We start from the raw sequence: 24,143 nt of genomic DNA, 5'->3' as shown, positions 1-24,143 counted from the left end.
AGCCGGCTAGAGGTAATTCTCTACCGGCTCTTACTAAATATAAATATTTTTCAAATGCTATTTGATTTTATTTGACCCAAAAAGAACCGTCCCCTCTGGTCGGAAACATTTCAAAAACTCCTGTGGAATTGTTTCCGTTAAACATCGCTTTGTGTACAGCTTTATACTGCTTCCCGTTGGTTTCTTTAACAGTTATTATTTCGGTTATAACATCCTTTGTGAGCTCTTTTTTAACATTAGCTTGTATTTCTCTATCTTCACCTAAAAAATCCGTTATTCCTTTGAATTGTATGGACATATTTGATTCATAAGCTGCAACAGCATCTATGACCATCTGTTGCTCTTCTGTATAGAAACTGTTCGTTCTGGGGGTCTGACTCTCACCTTTTATGGCAATCTGTTTATTGACATCGTTATAATCCACGCTGAACCCAAATGTTTCTGTTATAAAGCGTATGGGAACATAGCTACGATCATTTATAAGCATAAATGACGCCTCTGGCTCAATAGCAGTATGATCTACTGTTTTTATTAAGGCGCCTGAAGTCCCCATATCTCCGTATATACTCATATTCGGGGATATTATAATTTCTTTTTCTTCGCTTGCCAACAATACCGTTCTATCTGCTTCATTAAAAGTTACATAAATATTAAATATTTCTGAAACATCCCTGATAGGTATATAAGTTAAGTTTCTATAAAGGAATGGACTTCCTTTTATTACATAGTCTTTTCCATTAATTTTGACACTGTAGTCCGAATTAAAGTCTGTCAGGCTGTAATCTTTTGGCAGAGACATGACCAGCTCAGTGTAATCTATGCTTTCTCCGTAAACGACATGAACGCCGGAAAATGCAAACATCAATATCAATGAAAATATAATCACATTTTTTAACTTGTTTCTATTCATTTTTGTCTCCTCCTAATTGCTGTTATATGCAGTCCTCCTGAATTTTCGGAGGACTGCATATTAATATTATAAATATTTTTCGAATGCTATTCTACTTGATTTTCTTTGATCCAAAAAGAACCGTCCGTCCCCTTGACATTCCTTGACACCCTTGATATGTGTGAAATTGGAACTCAAAATCCATCTCCGAAATGCACTCATTTATAGGATGACTTATTTGTTTGAACGGAATTTAAATACATATAAAGAATACGCCCAATTTATAATTACTGCTAATATCATGATCAACAGAAAAAGCTTACTCCTGCTTTCATTAACATAATATAAAACTATAAAAGGCAATGTACTCAACAATAAAGTCATTGCTATAAAGTCACCTTTTTTCTTTCCATATCTCCCTCTTAAAAAAGATATCCTGATGACTTGTATCAGTATAAGTAACGCTAATATAATACCAATATATCTCATTTAACCTTCCTCCTTAAGAAATTCTTTAATAGGTAAAAGAGAGTCTCATACTATACCCTCTATTTTAAGTCGTATACACTCTATTAATTATATTATACCATAGCAAGCTTTTATTGCCATACTTTATCATTCTTCTTGTTCAACTCTCCTACGAATATATAGATAAGAGAATAGGAGGTAGAAAATATAATCTACCTCTATTGATTTATAAAATTAGTTATTGTCTATGCCAAGGGTTCCATTCTTCAATATCAGGAGACGCAGGTATTCTCCAATGATCATGTCTTACACCCTTATAATCACTTTGTCTAAAAGCGGAAGTAATTTCAGCCGCTTCTATGGCCGTTGCTGCTGCACATAATGCTGCTATAAAGCTCAAATGGGTCCATTTAAAAGCAGTACCTAAACTTATTCCTGTAAATACCCATGCTTGAACACTTAAATTATCTAGCATTTTTTCAGTCTTAACTCTACCGAAAAATGTCCTATCATGGAAGGGATCAATCTCAATGGTTCCTTCTTCATCTACACCAATCGCTGTTATTGTTATATCATTTTCCCTATTCACTTTATATGGGTCAATGATATTACCATGTTTATCAACCGTAAAACCTTGGTCTTGTACGTGTTTAAGCACCTTATTAGCTTCTCTCAGATATATTTCTGCAAAACTTTTAGAAACTCCGGCATCTTCAGAATATTTTTTTATATCTGATATTTGTATTTGTAACATGCCATCTTTTGATTCTATCAGATTATCTCCAGCAATTGTTGTTAATTTTTCATAATCAAGATATCTCGAATCTTGTTCTATTATTCTGATCACATCCTCATGCGTTTCTTTCTCTACAGTGACTAAAGAATTCTTTCTATTCTCGGCATAAGCACTTGCCGAAAAAGAAAACATCATCGAAAATATTAGTATAAAACTCACTATTTTTCTCATTTGTATCCTCCTTATTATTTTTTGTATGAATTGAATTTACAAATTAAAATGTTGCAATTTTTTCTTGAATATTGTACATTATACATACAAGGCTCTGAAATATCCTCTTATGTACTTTTTCGGTATTAAGTATGCAAATTGTGAGGTATTAAAGAGTCTTTTGACCTATTTGGTGACCTTATGTGTATCATACTTCCACTCTCCTCTCTAAGGTTTTTATATATAACGGAAAATCCACCATATTTTGAGAGATTTATTTTATCTGTTCATATTTAACTTTATGCATATTACTCTGTTTATGCACCCCTATTGCAGTATATATTTAATGTTATAAATATTTTTAATGTCTCACCGAATTGCTCGTCAAAGTTGTACTTTCCGATTTCTGCCCGCTATAAGCAGTTACTGTTGCTCTCACTCTATATTCATATCCGTTTGAGACATCGTATGTATCAACAAAATTCAATATATTCGAGTTACTGCTTTCATTCCATATTTTAATAGTTGTCCAGCTTCCGTTTCTATATTGCTGTAAAAATATTGATGCCTTTATACTTGTTACCGCACTGTTTCCGGTTACATAAACCTCTGGTTTTGCTTTTCCCGAAGAATTAATTGACAATAATGCTTCTGCATTTGAAATATAAGTATACATGGGAGATATTATAATTTGATTTCCTTTAAATACTTCCGTTTCCGCTGCTGATGTAACAACAAATAAGTTGGTTAGTAAAACAACCGTTATCATCATAGCAATAAATTTTTTTCTCATAAATAAAAGCCTCCTGTTTTCGTATAATATTGTTTCTATAAATATATACGAAATCCAAGTGGCTTTTGTGGACACAATTTTTAAAAAAAATTTTTAATTTTTTATTTTTGAACAACGCTTTCAATAACTTTTAACAGCTCTTCGAATGAAATCTCCCCGGTTATAAGATAGCTATATTCATTGTCAAACCAATAAGCATTATACATGCCTTTGTTGAAAACATAATTTATTATATGATTGCCTATTTTTATCTCTTTTATTTCCGTACCTTCAGTATCTATTCTAAGTTCACTACTTGTTAGAACACTTTGTTTATAAACAAGTATTCTTTCTCTGTTTTTATAATCAATTTTTCTTGTAATACCAGTATTTATGTTATTTATAACTTCAAACCCATCAGGAACGTATGATGGTTCTGTAAATTCAGGAGCTTCATTAAACGGAACATCATCAGTTTCGGTTATAATTGAGGTAAATGTATCGTATATGGTGGTTATTATTTTAAATACTCGTGTTCTGTATGCTTCTACCGTAATAATCAAGAAGCTGTTTGCCAAGATAAAAATAATAAGGGCAGCAGCGGCATATTTGCGAAAGGCTGCAAATTTTATTTGTGCAGGAGTTCTGCTGTATTCCTTTATTATCTTTTTCATTCTTTTCTTATAGCTTTCGGAAAAAACATGAGAAGTAATGTCCTTGTCTCTTTCTTCTTCAAGTTGGTTCAACAGCTTGTTGGCTTTTGGCATATGCTCAGTCAGCAATATATCTAATTCTTCGTCTGTGATATTTCTCATTAAATTTTTGCCTCCTGCTCATTTATTATTTCCTTTAACTTCTTTCTTGCACGCATAAGTCTCTTTTTAACATTTTCTTCGGTTATGTTTAATATACCGGCTATTTCTTTATATGAATATCCGTCATCATGTTTTAAGGACAGGATAATATAGTAAGATTTAGGAAGCATAAAAAGACAACGTTCAAATTCCATACCCTCAAACATGTCATCTGTAACAGCAAACTCATCGGCTATTGTTTCTTCTAACTCATCGTATGAATCAGCTTGCTGTCCTTTTCTCTTTCTGTAAATATCAAAAGCTGCACACCTAACCATATTAACGAATTTATTTCGTGTTTGTGGACACTTTTTTTTAGGAAAACTTTCAAAATATTTTATGGCACGTATGAAGCCTTCCTGTACCGCATCCTCTGCTAATTTACTGTCCCTTAATATTCCGTATGCTATTTTGTACATTAACGGAGCGTATTCATTGTGAAATTCTTCAAATATATTTTTGTCTTCTTCCGTATCCAGCATAGAAAGATACATCATTAACATGGCTCATCCCCCCTTACACATATTAGATATATGTATTATACCATCAAAAATAATGTCTATAAACATATTTTTATGTCTAAGCCGCTGACTAATTCGTACATTTCTTTTAGCTTGTAGTCAATTCCGTCAGCTGTGTGGGCATCTGAATTGATGATGACGGGGATATTTTTTTCTTCTATGGATTTTAATATAAAGGTTGAGGGGTATTGTTCCTCTGTGTATCCCCGTGCCATGCCGCCTGTGTTTATTTCTATGGCCGAGCTTGTGTATCTGATTATATTGAGACACCTTTCGATGCATTGTCTGTACCATGCTTCATTTTCATCAAACAATATGTTGTTTCTGTTGAGCTTTTTAATCAGATCAATATGCCCGATGATGGGGGGCTCGTAATTTATTGCCATCTCTGCAACTAAATTGTAGTATGCCTCTACGGCGTATCGTATGTTTCTATTGTAGGATTCATTGATTCCACGGCTTAATTCATCCATGTTGTAATCAATTGTCCACATCGTACCGTCATTTAATTTGCCCAGATAATGGACGGAGCCGATGTAATAATCAAGTCTGTTTATGAGAGCTTTAACCTCTTCATCAAAGCCTGCGCCCGGAATATAATCCATCTCCATTCCCAGATATACTTTAATTTCATTTTTGTATTTTTCCTTTAATAAATTCACTTCTTCTATATATGCTTCGATATTTTCCTTTTGTATGTTCCAGTCACTTGCAAAGGGTACGGGTCCATGGGTTGAAATTCCTATAGCATCAAAGCCTCGTTTTATGGCTGCCTGTATCATTTCCTCCGTACTGTTTTTCCCGTCACAGTAAAGGGTATGAGTATGTAAATTTTGCATGCCGCCTCCATCTATCAATTTTATTTGTGTCGTTTAGTTAATTCCTTTTTCAAATCGTCAATGGTTACACCTTCGTTAACCATAAGTACCAGGGAGTGATATACAAGATCACACATTTCATAAACAAGCTCTTCCTTGTTTTTATTTTTTGCTCCGATGATTACCTCGCTTGTTTCTTCTCCCACCTTTTTCAGAATTTTATCCAGACCCTTGTCAAACAAATAATTTGTGTATGATCCTTCCTGCGGATTATCCCGTCTGTTGATAATCTGATTGTATACCTTGTTTATTACAGACTGGTCTGTTACTCCATCCTCGTACACTTTGTTGAAAAAGCAGGAATATGCTCCTGTGTGACAGGCTGCTCCTGTCTGCTCCACCTTCATGAGAATTGCATCTCCGTCACAGTCATAATACATGCCTTTTAAATGCTGCACATGTCCCGATGTGTCCCCCTTTCTCCAAAGGCAGTTCCTGCTCCTTGAAAAATAGCACGCTCTTTTTTCATTCAGGGTTATTTCAACTGATTCTTTGTTCATATAAGCAACCATCAGTACCTCATTGGTTTTGTAATCCTGAGCTACGGCTGCAACCAGTCCCTTATCATCAAATCTGATATTGTCTATAAATTGTTTTACTTCCATTTTACTCCTCTATAATCTGACGCTTACGCCATTGTCTTTTAAGTATTTTTTTAAATCCATTATTCCGATTTCATTGAAATGAAACACTGAAGCGGCTAAAATGCCGTCAGCATCCTCATATTTTACCGCATCCAGAAAATGCTCCATTTTCCCCGCACCACCTGACGCTATAACGGGTACATTTACAGATTGTGTTATTTTTTTCAGAAGCTCAATATCATAGCCGTTTTTCATACCGTCTTCATCAATGCTGTTGACAACTATTTCTCCTGCCCCCAGTTCAACGCCTCTTACGGCCCATTCTACGGCATCCATACGGGTATTTTCTCTTCCGCCCTTCACATATACATCCCAGGATTCATTTTCATTTTTTTTTGCATCTATGGACAGTACCACACATTGATTTCCAAATCGTTCCGAAGCCTGCTTTATGAGATTTGGATTTTTAACAGCTGATGAGTTGACAGAAACCTTGTCTGCACCGCTTCTTAAAATATACTTAAAATCCTCCAGGGTTGAAACTCCGCCTCCCACACAAAATGGTATGTTTATTTCATGAGCAACCCTTTTGACAAACTCCAATGATGTCTTTCTCTCTTCATTTGAAGCGGTTATATCATAAAACACAAGCTCGTCTGCTCCCGAGTCCGAATAAAACTTCCCTAACACCACAGGATCGTTAACATCCTGTATATCCTCAAATTTTGTTCCCTTTACAACACGTCCGTTTCTGACATCGAGACATGGTATGATTCTTCGTGCAAGCATAATTACCTCCATCACCTTTATTTAATTTATCTCTCTCAGTGCTTCCTTAAAATCCAGTCTGTTGTCATACAGTGCCTTTCCTATTATTGCACCGTACAAATTCATGCTGTTTAGCTTTCTGATATCATCAAGTGTCGTAACCCCTCCTGAAGCAATTATATTGATTCCCGTTTTTTGCGACAATTCCTCATATATGTGGAAATTGGGACCGGAAAGCATTCCGTCCTTTGAAATATCCGTATACACAACATGCTTTATGCCGATTGATTCTAAAAGCTTACATAAATCTATCGAATCAACATCCGCAACATCCTGCCATCCTCTTGTGGCTACCTTTCCGTTTAACGCATCGATTGAAACTGCCAGATGCTCCTTGTACACTGCCGCAAGCTCGGTCAGAAGCTCCTGCTGCTCTATTGCCATGGTGCCCACTATAACTCTTTGTGCACCTGCATTCAGCAGTTCCTTTATCCGTTCTTCGTTTCTTATGCCTCCGCCTATCTGCACGGGTATTTTTATTGATTTTATTATTTTTTCTATGGATTTTTTATTTTGAAAGCCTTCGCTTTTTGCTCCGTCAAGATCAACCACATGGAGATATCGAGCTCCCATGGACTCCCATTTCTTTGCCATTTCAACAGGGTCTGCCGAATACACATTCACCTGATCGAATTTACCCTGTGTAAGTCTCACACATTGATTGTCCTTTATGTCTATTGCAGGAAATAGTATCATTTTTTCTCCCTTCACTTGCTATTTTTCCATAATCTCTTTATACGCTCTTAAAATGTTCAGCCCAACATCGCCGCTTTTCTCCGGATGAAACTGAATTCCGTATACATTTTCGTTTCTCACAATTGCAGGAATCTTTTTTCCGTATTCCGAATAAGCCAGCACCTCTGAATTATCAGAAACCGCATAGTAGGAATGAACAAAGTACACAAATTCATCCTCATTTATATATTTCAATATGGGGTCCTGCTTATTAAATTTAAGGTTGTTCCATCCCATGTGAGGAACCTTAAGCTCTATATCCAGGTATTCGATGCTTCCCTTTATTAACCCGAGACCGTCATATTCTCCGTACTCATATCCTTTTTCATACAAAAGCTGCATGCCGAGACATATACCTATAATATTTTTGCCCTTGGAAACCTCTTCTTTTATAACGGAGCTCAGCCCCGATTCATTCAGAAGCCCGATTGCATCTCTGAAGGCTCCCACTCCCGGAAGTATGAGGGATTTTGCATTTCTCAGGTCCTCTTCCTTATTGCTTATCTTAACATTTACGTCCAGCTTTTCAAATGCTCTTTGAACGGATGCTAAATTTCCCATGCCATAATCAATTATTACGTGCATTACAGAACCCCCTTTGTTGACTGCAGATTGTCCGAGGTTATTCTGACCGCTGTTCTTAATGCTCTTCCGAAGCCCTTGAATACCGCTTCTATTTTGTGATGATCATTTTCTCCGTACAAAACCTCCATGTGAAGAGTGCACAATGAATTATTTACAAAGCCGTTAAAAAATTCTTTAAAATCTTCAGCTGCCATGCTGCCGATCATATCTCTTTTCAAATCAACCTTGTAAGCAAGATGAGGTCTGCCGGAAAAGTCCAGTGCCACTCTCGCCAATGTTTCATCCATGGGGAGAAGCATGAATCCGTATCTTTCGATTCCTTTTTTATCTCCCAATGCCTCTCTGAATGACTGACCAAGGGCAATGCCAATGTCCTCTGAGGTGTGGTGAGTATCCACATCCAGATCACCGGCACATTTGATTTTCAAATCAAGACCTGCGTGAAATCCAAGCAGCTCAAGCATGTGATTTAAAAATCCTATACCCGTATCTATTTCTGTTATACCGCTGCCGTCAATATTAAGCTCAACATTTATTTCGGTTTCATTAGTCTTTCGCGTTATCGTACTTTTTCTCATATATCTTCCCCATTAATTTTTTTAATTTCATTTATCAATATTTCATTTTCTTCTTTTGTTCCCACGGTTATACGATTATAGGCAACTCCCTTATAGCTTATTTTTCTTATAAGCACTCCTTTTTCCATCAGCTTTTCGTATAGATTATCCACAGGTGATTGTACGAAAAGAAAATTTGCACCGGAAGGATATATCTTAAAGCCTAAGATCTCAAGATTTTCAGCAAGCTCGCTTCTGAGTGATTTAACACTGCTTATATATGCATTTACTCTGTCCTTATTTTCAAGTGCCTGCTCTGCGGCATATTGGGACAACACATTTATGTTGTAAGGCACTTTAACCTTCCATATGTACCTCACAGTCTCTTCCTTTGCAATCAACGCACCCACTCGGAGTCCCGCAAGACCGAATGCCTTTGACAATGTCCTCATAACCACCAGATTTTCATATGTATTTATGAGTTCAATGGTTGACCCCTCTGAAAAATCAATATATGCCTCGTCCAGAATAACAAGTGAATCCTCCGTACTTTCCAGCAGACCTATTATATCCTCTCTGGGAGTAACGAAGCCTGTGGGATTATTGGGAGTGCATACTATTACAACCTTAGGTTTTTGCTCCTTGACAGCCTTTATTAATTTATCCATATTCTGAGAGAAATCATTTTCTGTCTCAATACCTACATATTCTGCACCGCATAAATCACAGTATGTCTGATACATGCTGAAGGAGGGCACGAAGCTCATAACCCTGTCATCTTTTTCGCAATAAGCATTGATTACCATGTTTATCATTTCACTGGAGCCGTTTCCAACCATGATGTTATCCGGACTGCAGCCGTAGTATGCTGCCATTTTCTTTCTTAATACCACCGAGTCACTGTCAGGATATAAATTTGGACTGAAGCTTTCCATTTTAAATCCTTCTGTTAATAAATAATTACTTCCTTCGTTGGCATCAAGCTTCACTCTGTAGGGTATGTCGTTTACAAAGTATGCCTGAAGCCTTTCCACACTTGGTTTTAATTTAATCATTGTAGTTCTCCGTTAGATATATTTTGTGTCCACTCCTGCTTACGTATTCTGACTGCATTGGCATGACCGTTTAAGCCCTCATTTTCGGCAAATCTGATTATGTCATCGGCACTTTCCTTAAGTGCTTCCTTGCTGTAATAAATCAGTGATGTCTTTTTTATAAAGTCATCAACCGACAGAGCCGAGGAAAATTTAGCTGTAGAGCTTGTGGGAAGTGTGTGATTTGGTCCCGCAAAGTAATCACCCACAGGCTCAGGGCTGTATTCTCCCATAAATATTGCTCCGGCATTTTTTATGCTTTTATAAAGCTCAAAGGAATTTGCCGTCAGAAGTTCCAGATGCTCTGGAGCTATTTCATTTGACAGTTCAACGCATTGACTCAATGAATCTGTTACTATTATAGCACCTTGATTTTCAAGGGATTTTACTATGATTTCCCTGCGTTCAAGCTTACTTAACTGCTTCTCAAGCTCAGCCTGAACCTTTTTAGCCACGGTACATGAATTTGTAACCAAAATTGATGCTGCCATTTCATCGTGCTCTGCCTGAGAAATCATGTCTGCGGCAATGTAAGCCGAATTGGCAAATTCATCCGCAATTATTAATATTTCACTTGGTCCGGCAATCATGTCTATACCCACAAAGCCTGAAACTCTCCTTTTTGCTGCTGCCACGTAAATGTTTCCCGGTCCCGTTATTTTGTACACTTTGGGAATTGATTCGGTGCCGTAAGCAAGTGCGCCTATTCCCTGAGCACCTCCCACCTTGAATATTTTATCAACTCCCGACAATGATGCAGCAACCAGTATGGAATCCTTAATGCTTCCGTCCGGCTGGGGAGGCGTAATCATAATTATTTCATTTACTCCCGCAATTTTGGCAGGTATGGCGTTCATCAACACGGTTGACGGATAGGCTGCCTTGCCTCCGGGCACATATATTCCTGCCTTTTCAATAGGATTGATAAGCTGTCCCAGCAATATGTCCTTTCCCTCAGGCTTAAACTTATATCCGTTTCTTTTTTGCTTAATGTGAAAGGCTTCAATATTTTCCTTTGCTTTTTTTATGGTTTCAAGAAGCTCCGGATCAATGGTTTTGAAAGCCTGTTCTATTTCATTTTCCGTAACCTGAAGATTTTCAAGATTAACATTGTCAAATTCGTATGTATATTTTCTCACTGCAGCATCCTTGTTTATTCGTACAGCATCCAGTACTCTGTCTACCGCATCATAAACATTGTTATAATCCTCACTGTTTCGTTTCTTTACGGCATCTAAAAATTCCTCTGCACCGTTATCTTTAATTATCCTGACCATCTTCGTCCTCACCTCTTATCAATTCTACGATTTTTTTTATTTCTTTCCTTTTGAATTTATAGCTTATTCTGTTTGAAATCATCATTGCGCTTATGTGATACATATCCTCAAAAACTTCAAGGCCGTTGGCTTTTAAAGTATTTCCTGTTTCAACAATGTCGACTATCACATCCGAAAGCCCCAATATGGGGGCAAGCTCTATTGAGCCGTTCAGCTTGATTATATTTATCCTTTGTCCCCTGCTGTCAAAGTATTTTTTTGTTATTTCCGGAAATTTGGTTGCCACTCTCATGATGGTGTCATCCTTGAACACCTTTTTACCCTTAATTCCCGCCACAGACATTTTACATCTGCCTATGTTCATCTGGTATAATTCAAAAATGTCAGCCCCTTTTTCCATTATCATGTCCTTTCCGGAAATGCCTATGTCGGCAATTCCGTTTTCAATATAAGTGATAACATCGGAATTTTTAAGTAAAATGAAGCTGATGTTTATATCCTCATCCTTAAAAACAAGCTTTCTTGACTTTTCATCTATTGATTCTCCTATGCCCCCTGCCTTAAACATCTGTATTGCCTGTGTTCCTAATCTTCCCTTTGGAATTGCTATAGTCAGGCTCATTTCTGCTCCTCCTTGTATAAAACTTTAATCAGTTCGTCGAGCTCCACCTTAAACCCGATTGCAGGTATGTTTTGTCCATATTGCTTCGTAAAGGAGTCATACCTTCCGCCTCTTATAATTTCCTTATTAGATCCTTTAATATATCCTCTCAATATTATTCCATCATAATAACTGAGCTCTGAAACCATGGACAAATCATAAGAAACTCTGTGGTCTGTATTTTTCATTTCATTATCAATCTGTCTCAGTTCTTCTATTCCCTGCTTCATCAGGTCATTTAAATACAAGCCGTCCAGCTGCTCCATAATTTCGTCAAAGGTTCCTTCTAAGTCTAAAATATTTAACAAGGTACTCATAACATCTCTGAAGGGCAGCCCGGACAAATATTCCTTTAATTCCTGTCTGTTCTTGGAATATAAAAGCTCCATAACATTGTCATAATTTTCCTTGTTAAAGGAGCATGACTGCATTATGCCCTTTAAAAACTTACTGTTTCCTATTTCCAGCAAATATTCATCGCTGTACCTGCTTATTATGCGTCTTGCCGCACTCAGAATGTACTGATCTGTATTTGAATTTTTTTCACCGATTATTTCAACGCCCATTTCTCTGTTTTCCTTAATGCCTGTACCATTATGCTTGTAGGTCTTGCCATAATAGAAAATCTTCAGCTTTTGGCCGTATTCCCATCTGGGAAGAAATTTATTTACTATTCCTGTGGTTATGTCCGGCGTCAATATTAAAATTTCTGAGTTGTTGTCCAATACCTTTACGGTTGATTTTTTGTTTATTCTTGAATTAATTTCGATAAATTCATCATACCCCTCAAAAATAGACGGCTCAATGTTTATGTATCCTTCTTCAAAAAGAAAATCTTCAATTTCCCTTCTCAGTACAAACATTTTTTGAAAATACTTCATTTCGTCTTCGATATTTAAAAACTTCATAACTACCTCCCAATAAAAAAACCATCTGACCTATATCAGATGGTTTTGATCTCTTTATATACCACAGATACAAGTCTCTCTAAAATACGACTAATAGAGCTTGTAGCTGTGAATTGAAAATTAATTTTCGATCACTTACAAACCCTGTACCTATGATGATGATGTAATTGTATCCATAAACATATATTTTTCATAATACACCTCATTAAATTACCTGATTATACTACCATAAAATTCATATGTCAACAGTAATTTAATTTTTTATTAATTGTCTTTATCTTCATCTGCTGAAGTTTCTTCTTCAACATCTTTAACTTCTGCTGCCTTTTCTTTTCCTTTTTTATCAACCGATCCGATTGCCCATTTAGAAAATTCTATTCTCTGTTTTGCGTGAGACATTTCCAACGTTACTACTTCGTCATTAACTTTAACAATTTTACCGTGAATTCCGCCTATTGTTATAACTTCATCACCAAGTGTTAAACTGTTTCTCATTTCTTTAATTTGTTTGTCTTTTTTCTTCTGTGGTCTTATCATCATGAAATACATCAATCCAAACAATACGACCATCATTATAATTCCGCTGAATTGTGAACCTTGCTCTGGCATATTTCCTCCTATGTAATTAATTAATATCCATAATTCTCATAAAATTCTTTTTTGAAATTCATGAAATTATCTTCCATTATACTTATTCTAATACGTTTCATCAAATTAATCAAGAAAAATAAATTATGTATTGAAGCTAGACGTGCGCCGAGGATTTCATTTTCACCAAATAAATGTCTCATATAAGCTCTTGAATAATTTCTGCATGCATAGCAGCCGCAGTTTTCATCGATTGGCTTAAAGTCACGTTTGTACTTTGCATTTTTAATTGCAAGCTGACCCTTACTCGTCATAAAGGCACCGTGTCTCGCCATCCTTGTCGGTAAGACACAGTCAGCCATGTCTATACCTCTCTCAACAGCTTCAAAGAGATAGTCCGGACTTCCCACCCCCATCAGGTATCTTGGCTTATCTTTCGGTAAATAATCAACTGTGTAATCCATTACCTCACACATCAAATCTCGTGGTTCTCCGACACTCAATCCTCCGACAGCATAACCGGGAAAATCAAGGTCAGTAATTTGCTTGGCACTTTCTATTCTTAAATCCTTATACATACCTCCCTGGACTATTCCAAACAGTGCCTGATTATCCGTGTTTTTGTGATAATCCTTGCATCTCTTAGCCCATCTCGTCGTACGCTGCATAGATTTTTCTACATACTCATAAGAAGCAGGATATGGTGCACATTCATCAAATGCCATCATTATGTCCGAGCCTAAGTAGTTTTGAATTTCCATAGATTTTTCGGGACTTATAAAGTGTTTGGAACCATCTATGTGAGAACGGAACTCAACGCCTTCTTCTGTTATTTTTCTTAAGGGTCCTAAGCTGAAAACCTGAAATCCCCCGCTGTCGGTTAAAATCGGCCTATCCCAGTTCATAAATTTATGAAGTCCCCCTGCTTCCTTTATGAGGTCGTGACCCGGTCTTAAATATAAATGATATGTGTTTCCCAATATTATTTGCGCTTCTAAATCTTTTAATTCCTCCGGCGTCATTGCCTTAACCGTAGCCTTTGTACCAACCGGCATGAATATAGGAGTTTCTATAACTCCGTGATTGGTATAAATTTTACCCAGACGTGCCTTACATTCCTTTGATTCCTTTATTAACTCATATTTAAACATTTCTCACCCACTAAAATTATTTTATGAACATTGCATCGCCGAAGCTGAAGAATCTGTATTTATTTTCTACCGCTGTTTTATATGCCTTCATAATATTCTCTTTTCCTGCCAAAGCACTTACCAGCATAATTAATGTAGATTCAGGCAAATGGAAATTAGTTATTAATGAATCCACCACCCTGTATTTGTAGCCGGGAAATATAAATATATCGGTCCAACCTTTTTTATGTCTTACCAGTCCATTTTCATCTCCTATGGTTTCCAGCGTCCTTGTGCTTGTAGTGCCGACAGAAATTACTCTCTTACCGCTTTGTTTTGCTTTGTTTATTTTGTTTGCTTCTATCTCGGACAACTCATAGTACTCCGAATGCATCTTATGCTCAGATATAAATTCGGCCTTTACCGGTCTGAAGGTTCCAAGACCTACATGAAGTGTTAATCTTGCTATATCGACACCCTTCTTTTCTAAGCTTTTTAATACTTCATCGTTAAAGTGCAGACCCGCGGTAGGAGCCGCAGCGGAACCGGGATTTCGAGCATAAATTGTCTGGTATCTGTTTTTATCCTCCAGCTTTTCATGTATATAAGGCGGCAAGGGCATTTCTCCAAGCTGATCCAATATTTCTTCAAATATACCATTGTAATCAAATTCGATTATTCTGTTTCCATCATCGTATACTTCAACTATTTTTCCTGATAGCAGATTTTCTTTGAAAATTATTTCTGCTCCCGTTCTTGCTTTCTTACCCGGCTTTACTAAGGTTTCCCATCTTCTGTCATCGATTCTTTTAAGCAAAAGTATTTCAATTAAGCTTCCTGTATCCTTTTTGGTACCGAACAATCTTGCAGGCAATACCTTTGTATCGTTTATTACTAGGCAGTCTCCCTCATTAAAGTAATCAACAATATCATAAAAATGCTTGTGTTCAATTTCTCCTGTTTTTTTATCAACAACCAACAGCCTTGAATGGTCTCTTTCCTTTATTGGCGTCTGTGCTATTAATTCTTCCGGTAATTCATAATAAAAATCGCTTGTTTTAAAATTTATTTCTGTCATCTGATAGTTACTCCGGTAAAGTAGTGTTTTAATATTTCATCATAGCTGAAGCCCTCTTCCGCCATTTGTTTAGCGCCGTACTGGCTCATGCCAATTCCATGGCCCCAGCCTCTGCCCTCAAAATTGTATGAGGATGAATCTGTTTTAAGAGTTGATATTCCTTTTGAGGATATGACGGAAAGTGTGTCCTTGGTTATTTTGCTCGTCCCGCTGTCTGATATTACAGTCTTGCCTATAATACCTCCCGAGCTTAAGCTTTTAAAGTCTTCAATCTCTTCCTCGACCTCTTCTGCATCCACTATATTATCTAATATGCCGCTGCTTCCTCCTCCCCTTGAAGGAATCGTTCTGTTTTCATTTAAATATGTAAATTCGTTAGTAAAATAATATACGTTGCCGTTTACTATGTCAAACCATGAGCTCATAAGTCCTAATAACAGCCTTGCATTTTCTTTCTTGTATAAAATTTCTCCAATATCAGTGGAAAATATACATTCCACAACTCTGTTGTTTTCAGTTACCTTGGTTATTTCCACCGAATAAAGCTCTCTGACGTCATTGCCATCATCCCTTAGCTTTTTGATTATTTCTTCCTTACTGTAGCTTTTTTGCCATTCATTATATGGAGAGCCGGATCTGTCACTGTATCCGTCATCTACCCCTACAGCATAGGGTAAATTCTCAAACCAAACATTTTCAGTACTTTCGGTGCTGCCGCCGCTGGTTGAATGATAAAATGCCTGAATCAATTTATCATCGTAATAAATCATTTCACCCCTTGTTTCATCAACTGCTTTATCCGTTGATTCTTTTTCCGAATTGTATCCTCTGTAAACCTGAGAATTCTGATTATCATCCATATCGTACAGGGCTCTTGGACTTTTATTGTATATAGCGTATGTTCTTGCTGCCACAGCCTGAGCTTTCAAGCTTTCCATTCCCCAGGAAGCCGATATTTCATTAGGTACGACACCGTACAAATAGCTTTCCAAATCAACAAAATTGATTGATACAAGCCTTTCTTCAATTATTTTAAATCCCATGTATCCTCTGTACGGTCTGTTATCAATCATTATCATGTCAATTGACTCTTTGTCGTAATAGGATGTAAAGTGCAGATTGGTGCTATTGTCAAACATTAAAACCGGCTTATTTTTTTCATTGTACACAACTATACCCTTGTATCCCATATTCACTGCTTCCGCATCGTATCCATTCTTGTTCAATTGATTCAACAAAGAGCCTGCATCATTCCTGCTCGAATAAAATCCCGCATATACTCTGAAGCTTTCTCCGTCATAGTATGGATAAAACTCATCTCCAAAAATATCCTCAAATTCTTCAGCATAGCTTAATGCCTTTTCATAGGAGTTGTAATAATCACTTAATTCAATGTGATAATATTTATAGGAATCCAATTGTACATTTACCTGATTGCTGTTCAGATTAAAAAGCTCTTCAGGATATTCATTTATTTCATAAACAGATATGCTTCCATAGCCTTTTAGGGCTGCTTGTTCATTACTAACTCTCGGATACCTTATTCTGACTTTCACATATTCGGTTCCTGTTGCACCGTAACATACTGTTGTTAACAAAAAAACTATTAAAATTGAAAATAATGTTATTCTTTTACATAGCTTTGTCATTACAATTCCTCCCCTGAATCAAAAGAAAGTTGTCCGTCATTTTGTCTGATTTTATTAACGTGCCTGTATCCCAATTCCGTCACTACCCTGCCTCTGGGTGTCCTGTTCAAATAACCGATTTGCAGCAAATAAGGTTCATAAACATCCTCTATAGTTCCCTTTTCTTCACCTATGGAGGCTGCTAATGTATCGAGCCCCACAGGTCCGCCTTTATAAAAATCGATAATTGTATTCAGTATCCTCCTGTCGAGCTTATCCAGACCCATTTGGTCTATTTCAAGCATTCTCAGAGCCAGATCAGCTGTGACCGTATCAATTATTCCATCGCTTTTCACTATGGCATAATCTCTCACACGCTTTAAAAGCCTGTTTGCTATTCTTGGTGTTCCTCTTGAACGCCTTGAAATTTCTTCCGCACCCTTATCATCAATTTCAATATTAATAATACCTGCAGATCTCACAACTATTTCTTTTAAATCTTTTGCATCATAAAAATCCAGATTGCACAATACTCCGAATCTGTCCCGTAAAGGTGACGCCAGCATTCCTGACTTTGTTGTTGCTCCTATTAAAGTAAATTTCGGTAAATCCAATCTTATTGACCTTGCAGAAGGGCCCTTTCCGATAATAATATCCAGTGCAAAATCCTCCAATGCAGGATATAAAACTTCCTCAACATTTTTGTTTAATCTATGTATTTCATCAATGAAAAGAACGTCATTTTCATTTAAATTAGTCAATATGGCAGCCAAGTCACCGGGTCTTTCTATAGCAGGTCCTGATGTCACACGTATATTTACATTCATTTCATTAGAAATAATATTGGCAAGAGTAGTTTTGCCAAGTCCCGGAGGTCCTGATAAGAGTACGTGGTCAAGAGGTTGATTTCTAAGCTTTGCTGATTCAATAAAGATATTCAAAACCTCCTTTACCTTGTTTTGACCGATATATTGAGATAATTTCTGGGGTCTTAAGCTGAGCTCCAATTCCTCTTCACCGTTATTAACAGTACCGGCTACAATTTCATTTTCTCTGTCAAACATATCATACCTGCCTATTTATATTTTTTAACGCCTCTTTAATAATTTCGTTTTCACTTTTTCCTTCAACATCTATTTTGTCCAATACTTTTTTAGCTTCATAAGAATTAAATCCTAAGCCGACCAAAGCACTCAATATATCAGACGACTCACATTCAGCCTGGAAAATTCCTGTTCCTTCAGTGTCGCTGACGATTCCATCTATAGCTCCAACCTTATCTCTTAATTCAAGGATAACCTTACTTGCAGTTTTTTTACCTATACCCGGAACCTTGGACATCCTTGTTACATCTTCTTTTAGTATAATTTCCTTAACAGTATTTGTTTCATACGTAGACAGTACAGAAAGTCCTGCCTTTGGACCGATTCCGTTAACAGATATTAATTTTTTAAACAATTCTATTTCATCTGATGTTAGAAATCCGTAAAGAGCTAAAACATCTTCTCTTATATGCATGTATGTAAGAATGGTTGCTTTTTCTCCTTCACAAAGCTTGTTTAAGCTTGAAAGCGAGGTGTTAACGAAATAACCCATATCATTGTTATCTATCACTATGTAATCTAAGCCCTTTTTTACAACCGTACCTTTGATGTAGCTGATCATTTTTCCTCCAAATCTAATCGTTAATATTTAATAATTTTAAAGCTGTCTGCAAATTTTAACGAATGAGCATGACATATTGCTAACGCCAGGCCATCGGCCACATCGTCAGGCTTAGGTATCTTTTCCAGCTTTAGTATAACTTTAACCATTTCCTGAATTTGCTTTTTTTCCGCCCTGCCGTATCCTACAATACCCTGCTTAACCTGAAGAGGCGTATATTCATAAAGAGGTATATTTTTATTTTCCGCAGCTAACAGATGTATTCCTCTCGCTTCTGCTATTGCTATTGCAGTCTTCGTATTTTTGTTGTAAAACAGTTCCTCTATTGCCACAGCCTGAGGCTTGTACACCTCAAATATATTCATATAACTGTCATAAATCTTCTTCAAACGCTTTGGAAATTCCTCTGAGCTTTCAGTTATAACGGCACCATAATCTATAACCTCAAATTTATTGCCCGAGTAATTTATTATTCCATATCCTGAAATGGCAAGCCCGGGGTCTATGCCTAATATTATCATACATCTACCAACTTTCTAATAATGTATTTATTCTATCATAAGTGCAAGACGCTTATCGTCTTGCTTCACACTGATACAATAAATACATTTTCAAACAAAGACTTAAGTCTTTGTCTCCTTTGTTGTATTTATTATATCATAAGTGCAATACTATGTAAATCTTTGGCTTATGCAAAAATTTGTTTTGCAAATGTTCAAAATATGTTATAATTAGCTGATTACGCTTTATGAATAGATTTTAAAAGGAATGTGTACTATGTTTAAGAAAGAAAGCAAGCTTAAAAGATTTGACTTTATTTTATTATTCACTACAATAATTTTGTGCGTGTATGGATTTATAGTAATTAACAGCGCTACATTGAGCAAAACATTTGGCAGTGAGCCGTTTTTAAAAACTCAGATTACGGCATTTGCTTTAGGTATGGTTGCAGTGTTTATATTGTTATTTATTGATTATGATATATATGGGGGATTTTACCTTCCCATTTACGGTATTACGGTAGCCCTCCTTATTTATGTATTGATTAATCCAGTAAGGGCCTCCGAGTGGGGTGATGTCAGGAGTTGGATGAGCATAGGTCCCATTGTTTTTCAACCGTCGGAATTAGCCAAATTCGGTGTAATTATATCCGTGTCTAAGTTCATTGACATCCATAAGGATAGTATAAATAATCCCGCAGTGCTCATTAAAATCTTAGTATTTGCATTTTTTCCTATTGCACTTATTATGATGCAGCCTGACCTTGGAACGAGCTTAGTATTTATATTCTTCATTGCAGTTATGTTATTCGTTGCAGGAATTGACAGAAAATATATAATAGCAGTCCTTGTAATCGCATTTGTACTGTTAATAATCGGTTTAATGATATTATACAATATTATGCAGGACTACGTACCTAAAAAGGATTATCGTGTGGACAGAATTGTTACATTTTTCTATCCTGAATTAGACCCAGAGGATACAGGATACCATGTTATACAATCAAAAATTGCCATCGGTTCAGGGATGATTTACGGAAGGGGTTTGTTTAAGGGTGTCCAAAACCAATTGAATTATCTTCCGACTAAGGAAACAGACTTTATATTTGCAGTAATAGGAGAGGAATTGGGACTTATAGGCGGTTTGCTCTTATTATGCTTGTACGGCATATTGTTTTATCGGCTGATAAAAATAGCAAGAAATGCATCTAATTTATTTGGTTCACTGATAGTTACGGGAATTGCCGCAATGCAATTTTTCCACATATTTGAAAATGTAGGTATGACTATGGGGCTTCTGCCAGTTACGGGAATTCCTCTTCCTTTTATAAGCTACGGAGGAACATTCATGCTGGTCAATACGGTAAGTATCGGATTGGCGCTGAGCGTAGGCCTGAAAAGAGCAAAAGTAAGCATGAATGATTTCTAATGATAGGTGAACTATAGCACAACAATAGGTGAACAATCGTGATGGGATGCTTTGCATCCCTTTACTATTTATAAGATATACCCACAACATTGTCATTCCGAATGTCAACGAGGAATCTCAGCTTTTCAAGTGCTGAGATCCTTCGCTATCGCTCAGGATGACTTTTTTACAACTGTTATTCGAAGCAGCTTCCTCCGATGAACTCTCTGACTATAGATGTGTTTGGAATTGCGTCTTCATTTTCAATAGTTTTAAAATAGCTTAGGAACCTAAGTAGCCTTTGTCTTTCGGCATAATACTCACTGCCTCTCTCTATTTCCATCAAGACAGGCTCAACGTATTTTTTTAAAACACAAAGTTCATAAACAAGTGCTGAATTAAAAATAGCATCTGCATTTTCCTGAAATGGGAATATGTATTTTTCGGCTCCCCTGACCACATTAGTCCAGAGCTGTAAGGTTTTAAGCGCATTGTTTCCCCTGTGTGTATTGTCCCTCACAATTCGTCGTATCAATCTTAAATCCGATGTGGAAATACGATTATGATTGTCAATATTTAATTGAGTCAGGGCACTTATATATATCTTGAATTTGTTCATCTGGGGTATTTGCTTAGTTAACTCATCATTCAGTCCATGGATGCCTTCAATGATTATTACGTGATCCTCCGTCAATGTAACCGGCTCTCTCGTATATTCCCTCATTCCTTTTACAAAATTAAAAACAGGAATATTTACTTCTTCACATGACATTAAGCTTATTAAATGCTCATTGAATAACTCTAAATCTAAAGCATTTATCGTTTCAAAATTCAAATCTCCATTTTCATCTCTTGGAGTCAGGTGCCTATCTACAAAATAATCGTCAAGTGAAATAGCATATGTTTTTTTACCGTTCACCCTCAGTTGTATGGAAAGCCTTTGAGCAAATGTAGTCTTGCCTGATGAAGAAGGTCCGGCTATCAATACAATTTTAATATTCTTATCAGACGCTATAGCATCTGCAATATAAGCAATTTTCTTTTCATGGAGCGCTTCGTTGATACGAATCATGTCATCGATGGTGCCATTTTCAATTTTTTTGTTTAAGGCACCCACATAACCTACATTCATTATTTCTCCCCATTCCTCCGCTTCCTTGAATACATTAAAAAGCTTCTTATGCTCAATATGCTCAGGCAGCTCGAAATTGCTCTCAACTGTTGGGAAGTTTAAAATTATTCCGGGATAAAATAACCTTAAATCAAATTTATCTATTACCTCTGTGTTTGGCGCAATGTGTCCGTAAAATGTATCATAATATCCGTCTAATTCATATATATTTATGTACTCTTCCTTGCGATAATTTAGGAGTTCGACTTTATCCTCCATGCTCTGTTTTCTGAAAATTTCCTGAGCTTCCTTTACGCTGATGCAAATACTGTTGATAGGTTTTTTAGCTTCAATAATTTCCTTCATTCTCTTTTTAATATTATCGAGTTGATTTTTAGTTATTAAGTTTTTATTCTCTAATTCGGTATACAAACCCTTGTTTAAAGAATGCTTTATTTCAACATCTATATCATTAAAAACATCCTTACATGCTTTTATATAAATAAGTGACAGTGTCCTGATATAGATTCGTCGACCGTCTCTGTCCGTAATATCGAAAAACATAACCTTATCATTTTCATTCAATTTAGCATAATCCAATGCTTGAACCTTATTGTCTACCTTAGCACCTAAGTAGCTGATATAGTTATCACCAAATTCTCTTTTTAATATGGAATAAAGTGATTCATTACTATCAACATCTATAATTTTATTCTTGTTCAGCAATTCAATTTTCATCATTTTCCTCCTCCTATGGTAAATCTGTCATTTATTTCTGATTTAATTTCCATTTTATTTAAATAAGCCAAATCATTCTCATATCCATCCAATATAAGCTTGTATGCATGGAGAACCTGATGCTTTTCACTGTCCTTTCTGCCATACTTTTTATCTCCTGCGACAGGATGGCCTACAGAAGAGAGATGTGCTCTTATTTGATGAGCTCTGCCGGTTTCTATTTCTATTTCAAGCCAGGTAAAATTGTTTTCTGTCTTTAACGGTTGCGCATATGTAACGACCTTTTTTGAATTTGCCGTCGTTTCCTTCACTATTTTTACCATGTTTTTTTCATCATTTTTAATTAAATAATCCCTTAGTTCCAAATCTTCTTTTATAATACCGTGGACCTTAGCCACATAAAATTTTCTTATACGCCTTTCTCTGATTGCTTTATTCGTTTGTTTTAATGTGTCATAATTTTTCGCTGCAATAACAAGTCCTGATGTATTTTTATCTAATCTGTTGCAAACTGCAGGTTTAAATGTAAAGCTTATATTTTGTTCCTTTGCATCCAGATACATTTTTATTTCATCTATCAGATTTCTGCTGCTCGTTACATCCGGTTGAGTGCTTAATCCAACCGGCTTATTTACTATGAGAATATTATCATCCTCATAAACAACTTTAAAATGGATATCCGTCTGCTTTAAAGTTTTCTTCTCCCTGAATTTATCTATCGTATCATCAGATAAATAAAGCTGCACCAAATCATTCTTTTTCAAAATAGTTTCAGGTTCTGCCTTTAAGTCATTGAGCTTTATATTTTTCTTTCTGAGCATTTTATAAATAAATGACTGATTTGCTTTATTCAGATATTTTTTTAAAAATCTATCTAATCTTTGACCTTCTTCATTGTTTGTTATTCTAATTTCTTTCATAATTTCTCCGATATTTACTATGTATTACTTAATTTTTGTTACCTTTATTGTACTTACAGCATAATCGACCGACGCCAAATCAAAGATTTGGGTCGTCTGTTTGTATTTATTATACCAAAATTACCCGATATGTATATAATGAATTGAAATATTTGATAAAATTAACAAGTTTTTATTGCATGTCCTTATTGTGCAAATACTATTTTTGTGCTAATATATTTTTAGAGGAAATAAGTCAAGGAGTTACCAATGAGGAAAATTATAAATGCTATAAGAGATTTTATATATAACATTACGGACTATGGATTGATAGTGACGGTAATAGTTGTAATGGTTGTAATTTTGGGTTGGAGATTCAATATACTGATGAACAAAGGTATAGAAAAAGAGATACTAAAGGATAATCTGCCGCCAATAGTGTCCAACAAACCTAACGACCCTGAAAATCCCGGACAAAATGAAGAAAATCCTGAAAATGATCCGGATGATGAAGAACCATCTCAGGAACCAACTCCGGAGCCTACAAATCCGGGTGAACCCAGCGGATTAATTGCAACAATTAACATACCCGAAGGTTCATTTCCTTCTAAAATAGGTGATATTCTTTTAGATTCAAATTTAATTGACAACAAAGAAGATTTCCTTGACAGATCAATTGAACTTGGTTTGGATACAAGAATGAGAAGCGGTACTTTCGATATAGAAGTGGGAACATCCTTAGACAACATTATAAAAATAATAGCAAACGCTCAATAATAAAATAGGAAACCCAGAGGGGACGGTTCTTGCCGGACCAACAAATGTTGGTCCGGCAAGAACC

Annotated in this window: 27 protein-coding genes; 2 read left to right on the top strand and 25 right to left on the bottom strand. The window is 36.1% G+C overall.

The window, feature by feature from the left end:
- Positions 1-67: 67 nt before the first annotated feature.
- From HZF24_RS16005 to ruvC, 23 genes are all read right to left on the bottom strand, one after another.
- Complete coding sequence (locus HZF24_RS16005; RefSeq protein ID WP_179239371.1) at positions 68-910, bottom strand: copper amine oxidase N-terminal domain-containing protein; 843 nt, start codon at positions 908-910, stop codon at positions 68-70.
- Between the two features lie 213 nt (positions 911-1,123).
- The gene (locus tag HZF24_RS16000; RefSeq protein ID WP_179239370.1) at positions 1,124-1,378 is read right to left on the bottom strand and encodes a hypothetical protein; all 255 of its coding nucleotides are present in this window, start codon (positions 1,376-1,378) and stop codon (positions 1,124-1,126) included.
- A 217-nt stretch (positions 1,379-1,595) separates the two neighbouring features.
- Positions 1,596-2,324: a hypothetical protein gene (locus tag HZF24_RS15995; RefSeq protein WP_179239369.1), complete on the bottom strand. Its 729-nt coding sequence runs from the start codon at positions 2,322-2,324 to the stop codon at positions 1,596-1,598.
- 340 nt (positions 2,325-2,664) lie between these two features.
- Entirely contained in the window at positions 2,665-3,096 is a 432-nt protein-coding gene (locus HZF24_RS15990; protein ID WP_179239368.1) for a hypothetical protein, read from the bottom strand.
- A 101-nt stretch (positions 3,097-3,197) separates the two neighbouring features.
- Positions 3,198-3,890 carry a DUF4367 domain-containing protein gene (locus HZF24_RS15985; protein ID WP_179239367.1) on the bottom strand — a complete coding sequence of 231 codons (693 nt, stop codon included), beginning with the start codon at positions 3,888-3,890 and terminating at the stop codon, positions 3,198-3,200.
- The gene (locus HZF24_RS15980) at positions 3,890-4,432 is read right to left on the bottom strand and encodes an RNA polymerase sigma factor (protein ID WP_179239366.1); all 543 of its coding nucleotides are present in this window, start codon (positions 4,430-4,432) and stop codon (positions 3,890-3,892) included. The genes HZF24_RS15985 and HZF24_RS15980 overlap by 1 nt, the downstream gene beginning before the upstream one ends.
- Positions 4,433-4,488: 56 nt before the next feature.
- A complete protein-coding gene (hisJ, locus tag HZF24_RS15975; RefSeq protein WP_179239365.1) occupies positions 4,489-5,289 on the bottom strand; it encodes a histidinol-phosphatase HisJ in 801 nt (266 codons plus the stop codon).
- Positions 5,290-5,309: 20 nt separating this feature from the next.
- Entirely contained in the window at positions 5,310-5,933 is a 624-nt protein-coding gene (gene hisIE / locus HZF24_RS15970; RefSeq protein WP_179239364.1) for a bifunctional phosphoribosyl-AMP cyclohydrolase/phosphoribosyl-ATP diphosphatase HisIE, read from the bottom strand.
- Positions 5,934-5,942: 9 nt separating this feature from the next.
- Positions 5,943-6,701, bottom strand: coding sequence for an imidazole glycerol phosphate synthase subunit HisF (hisF, locus tag HZF24_RS15965; RefSeq protein WP_179239363.1), 759 nt, complete (start codon positions 6,699-6,701; stop codon positions 5,943-5,945).
- Between the two features lie 21 nt (positions 6,702-6,722).
- On the bottom strand, positions 6,723-7,436 hold the full coding sequence (gene hisA, locus HZF24_RS15960; protein WP_179239362.1) for a 1-(5-phosphoribosyl)-5-[(5-phosphoribosylamino)methylideneamino]imidazole-4-carboxamide isomerase: 714 nt from the start codon (positions 7,434-7,436) through the stop codon (positions 6,723-6,725).
- An 18-nt stretch (positions 7,437-7,454) separates the two neighbouring features.
- Positions 7,455-8,060, bottom strand: coding sequence for an imidazole glycerol phosphate synthase subunit HisH (hisH, locus tag HZF24_RS15955; RefSeq protein WP_179239361.1), 606 nt, complete (start codon positions 8,058-8,060; stop codon positions 7,455-7,457).
- Complete coding sequence (gene hisB / locus HZF24_RS15950; protein WP_179239360.1) at positions 8,060-8,638, bottom strand: imidazoleglycerol-phosphate dehydratase HisB; 579 nt, start codon at positions 8,636-8,638, stop codon at positions 8,060-8,062. The genes hisH and hisB overlap by 1 nt, the downstream gene beginning before the upstream one ends.
- Positions 8,635-9,672 (bottom strand): histidinol-phosphate transaminase, encoded by a 1,038-nt coding sequence (gene hisC / locus HZF24_RS15945; RefSeq protein ID WP_179239359.1) that lies wholly within the window; start codon positions 9,670-9,672, stop codon positions 8,635-8,637. Before hisC ends, hisB begins: the two co-directional genes overlap by 4 nt.
- Entirely contained in the window at positions 9,669-10,988 is a 1,320-nt protein-coding gene (gene hisD / locus HZF24_RS15940; RefSeq protein ID WP_179239358.1) for a histidinol dehydrogenase, read from the bottom strand. The genes hisC and hisD overlap by 4 nt, the downstream gene beginning before the upstream one ends.
- A complete protein-coding gene (gene hisG / locus HZF24_RS15935) occupies positions 10,972-11,610 on the bottom strand; it encodes an ATP phosphoribosyltransferase (protein WP_179239357.1) in 639 nt (212 codons plus the stop codon). Before hisG ends, hisD begins: the two co-directional genes overlap by 17 nt.
- Complete coding sequence (locus HZF24_RS15930) at positions 11,607-12,557, bottom strand: ATP phosphoribosyltransferase regulatory subunit (protein WP_179239356.1); 951 nt, start codon at positions 12,555-12,557, stop codon at positions 11,607-11,609. Before HZF24_RS15930 ends, hisG begins: the two co-directional genes overlap by 4 nt.
- Positions 12,558-12,821: 264 nt before the next feature.
- Positions 12,822-13,166 (bottom strand): preprotein translocase subunit YajC, encoded by a 345-nt coding sequence (yajC, locus tag HZF24_RS15925; RefSeq protein WP_179239355.1) that lies wholly within the window; start codon positions 13,164-13,166, stop codon positions 12,822-12,824.
- A 20-nt stretch (positions 13,167-13,186) separates the two neighbouring features.
- A complete protein-coding gene (tgt, locus tag HZF24_RS15920; RefSeq protein WP_179239354.1) occupies positions 13,187-14,296 on the bottom strand; it encodes a tRNA guanosine(34) transglycosylase Tgt in 1,110 nt (369 codons plus the stop codon).
- A gap of 16 nt (positions 14,297-14,312) precedes the next feature.
- Positions 14,313-15,353 (bottom strand): tRNA preQ1(34) S-adenosylmethionine ribosyltransferase-isomerase QueA, encoded by a 1,041-nt coding sequence (gene queA, locus HZF24_RS15915; RefSeq protein ID WP_179239353.1) that lies wholly within the window; start codon positions 15,351-15,353, stop codon positions 14,313-14,315.
- Complete coding sequence (locus HZF24_RS15910) at positions 15,350-17,002, bottom strand: SpoIID/LytB domain-containing protein (RefSeq protein ID WP_179239352.1); 1,653 nt, start codon at positions 17,000-17,002, stop codon at positions 15,350-15,352. The genes queA and HZF24_RS15910 overlap by 4 nt, the downstream gene beginning before the upstream one ends.
- Complete coding sequence (gene ruvB, locus HZF24_RS15905) at positions 17,002-18,045, bottom strand: Holliday junction branch migration DNA helicase RuvB (protein WP_179239351.1); 1,044 nt, start codon at positions 18,043-18,045, stop codon at positions 17,002-17,004. Before ruvB ends, HZF24_RS15910 begins: the two co-directional genes overlap by 1 nt.
- A gap of 1 nt (position 18,046) precedes the next feature.
- Complete coding sequence (gene ruvA, locus HZF24_RS15900; RefSeq protein ID WP_179239350.1) at positions 18,047-18,646, bottom strand: Holliday junction branch migration protein RuvA; 600 nt, start codon at positions 18,644-18,646, stop codon at positions 18,047-18,049.
- 20 nt (positions 18,647-18,666) lie between these two features.
- Complete coding sequence (gene ruvC / locus HZF24_RS15895; RefSeq protein WP_179239349.1) at positions 18,667-19,167, bottom strand: crossover junction endodeoxyribonuclease RuvC; 501 nt, start codon at positions 19,165-19,167, stop codon at positions 18,667-18,669.
- 256 nt (positions 19,168-19,423) lie between these two features.
- On the opposite strand from ruvC, the gene rodA reads away from it, so the two are divergent.
- On the top strand, positions 19,424-20,575 hold the full coding sequence (rodA, locus tag HZF24_RS15890; RefSeq protein WP_179239348.1) for a rod shape-determining protein RodA: 1,152 nt from the start codon (positions 19,424-19,426) through the stop codon (positions 20,573-20,575).
- Positions 20,576-20,750: 175 nt separating this feature from the next.
- On the opposite strand, the gene HZF24_RS15885 is transcribed toward rodA, so the two are convergent.
- Positions 20,751-22,406: a nucleoside kinase gene (locus HZF24_RS15885; protein WP_179239347.1), complete on the bottom strand. Its 1,656-nt coding sequence runs from the start codon at positions 22,404-22,406 to the stop codon at positions 20,751-20,753.
- Positions 22,403-23,323, bottom strand: a complete 921-nt coding sequence (locus HZF24_RS15880) for an RluA family pseudouridine synthase (RefSeq protein WP_179239346.1) — start codon at positions 23,321-23,323, stop codon at positions 22,403-22,405. Before HZF24_RS15880 ends, HZF24_RS15885 begins: the two co-directional genes overlap by 4 nt.
- 249 nt (positions 23,324-23,572) lie before the next feature.
- Here HZF24_RS15880 and HZF24_RS15875 point away from each other — a divergent pair, with 249 nt between their 5' ends.
- The gene (locus tag HZF24_RS15875) at positions 23,573-24,079 is read left to right on the top strand and encodes a hypothetical protein (RefSeq protein ID WP_179239345.1); all 507 of its coding nucleotides are present in this window, start codon (positions 23,573-23,575) and stop codon (positions 24,077-24,079) included.
- Positions 24,080-24,143 lie beyond the last annotated feature (64 nt).

Origin of the sequence: Sedimentibacter hydroxybenzoicus DSM 7310, from assembly GCF_013403245.1 — a bacterium.
Classification (GTDB): domain Bacteria; phylum Bacillota; class Clostridia; order Tissierellales; family Sedimentibacteraceae; genus Sedimentibacter; species Sedimentibacter hydroxybenzoicus.
This window is presented reverse-complemented; position numbering and strand designations above follow the sequence as displayed.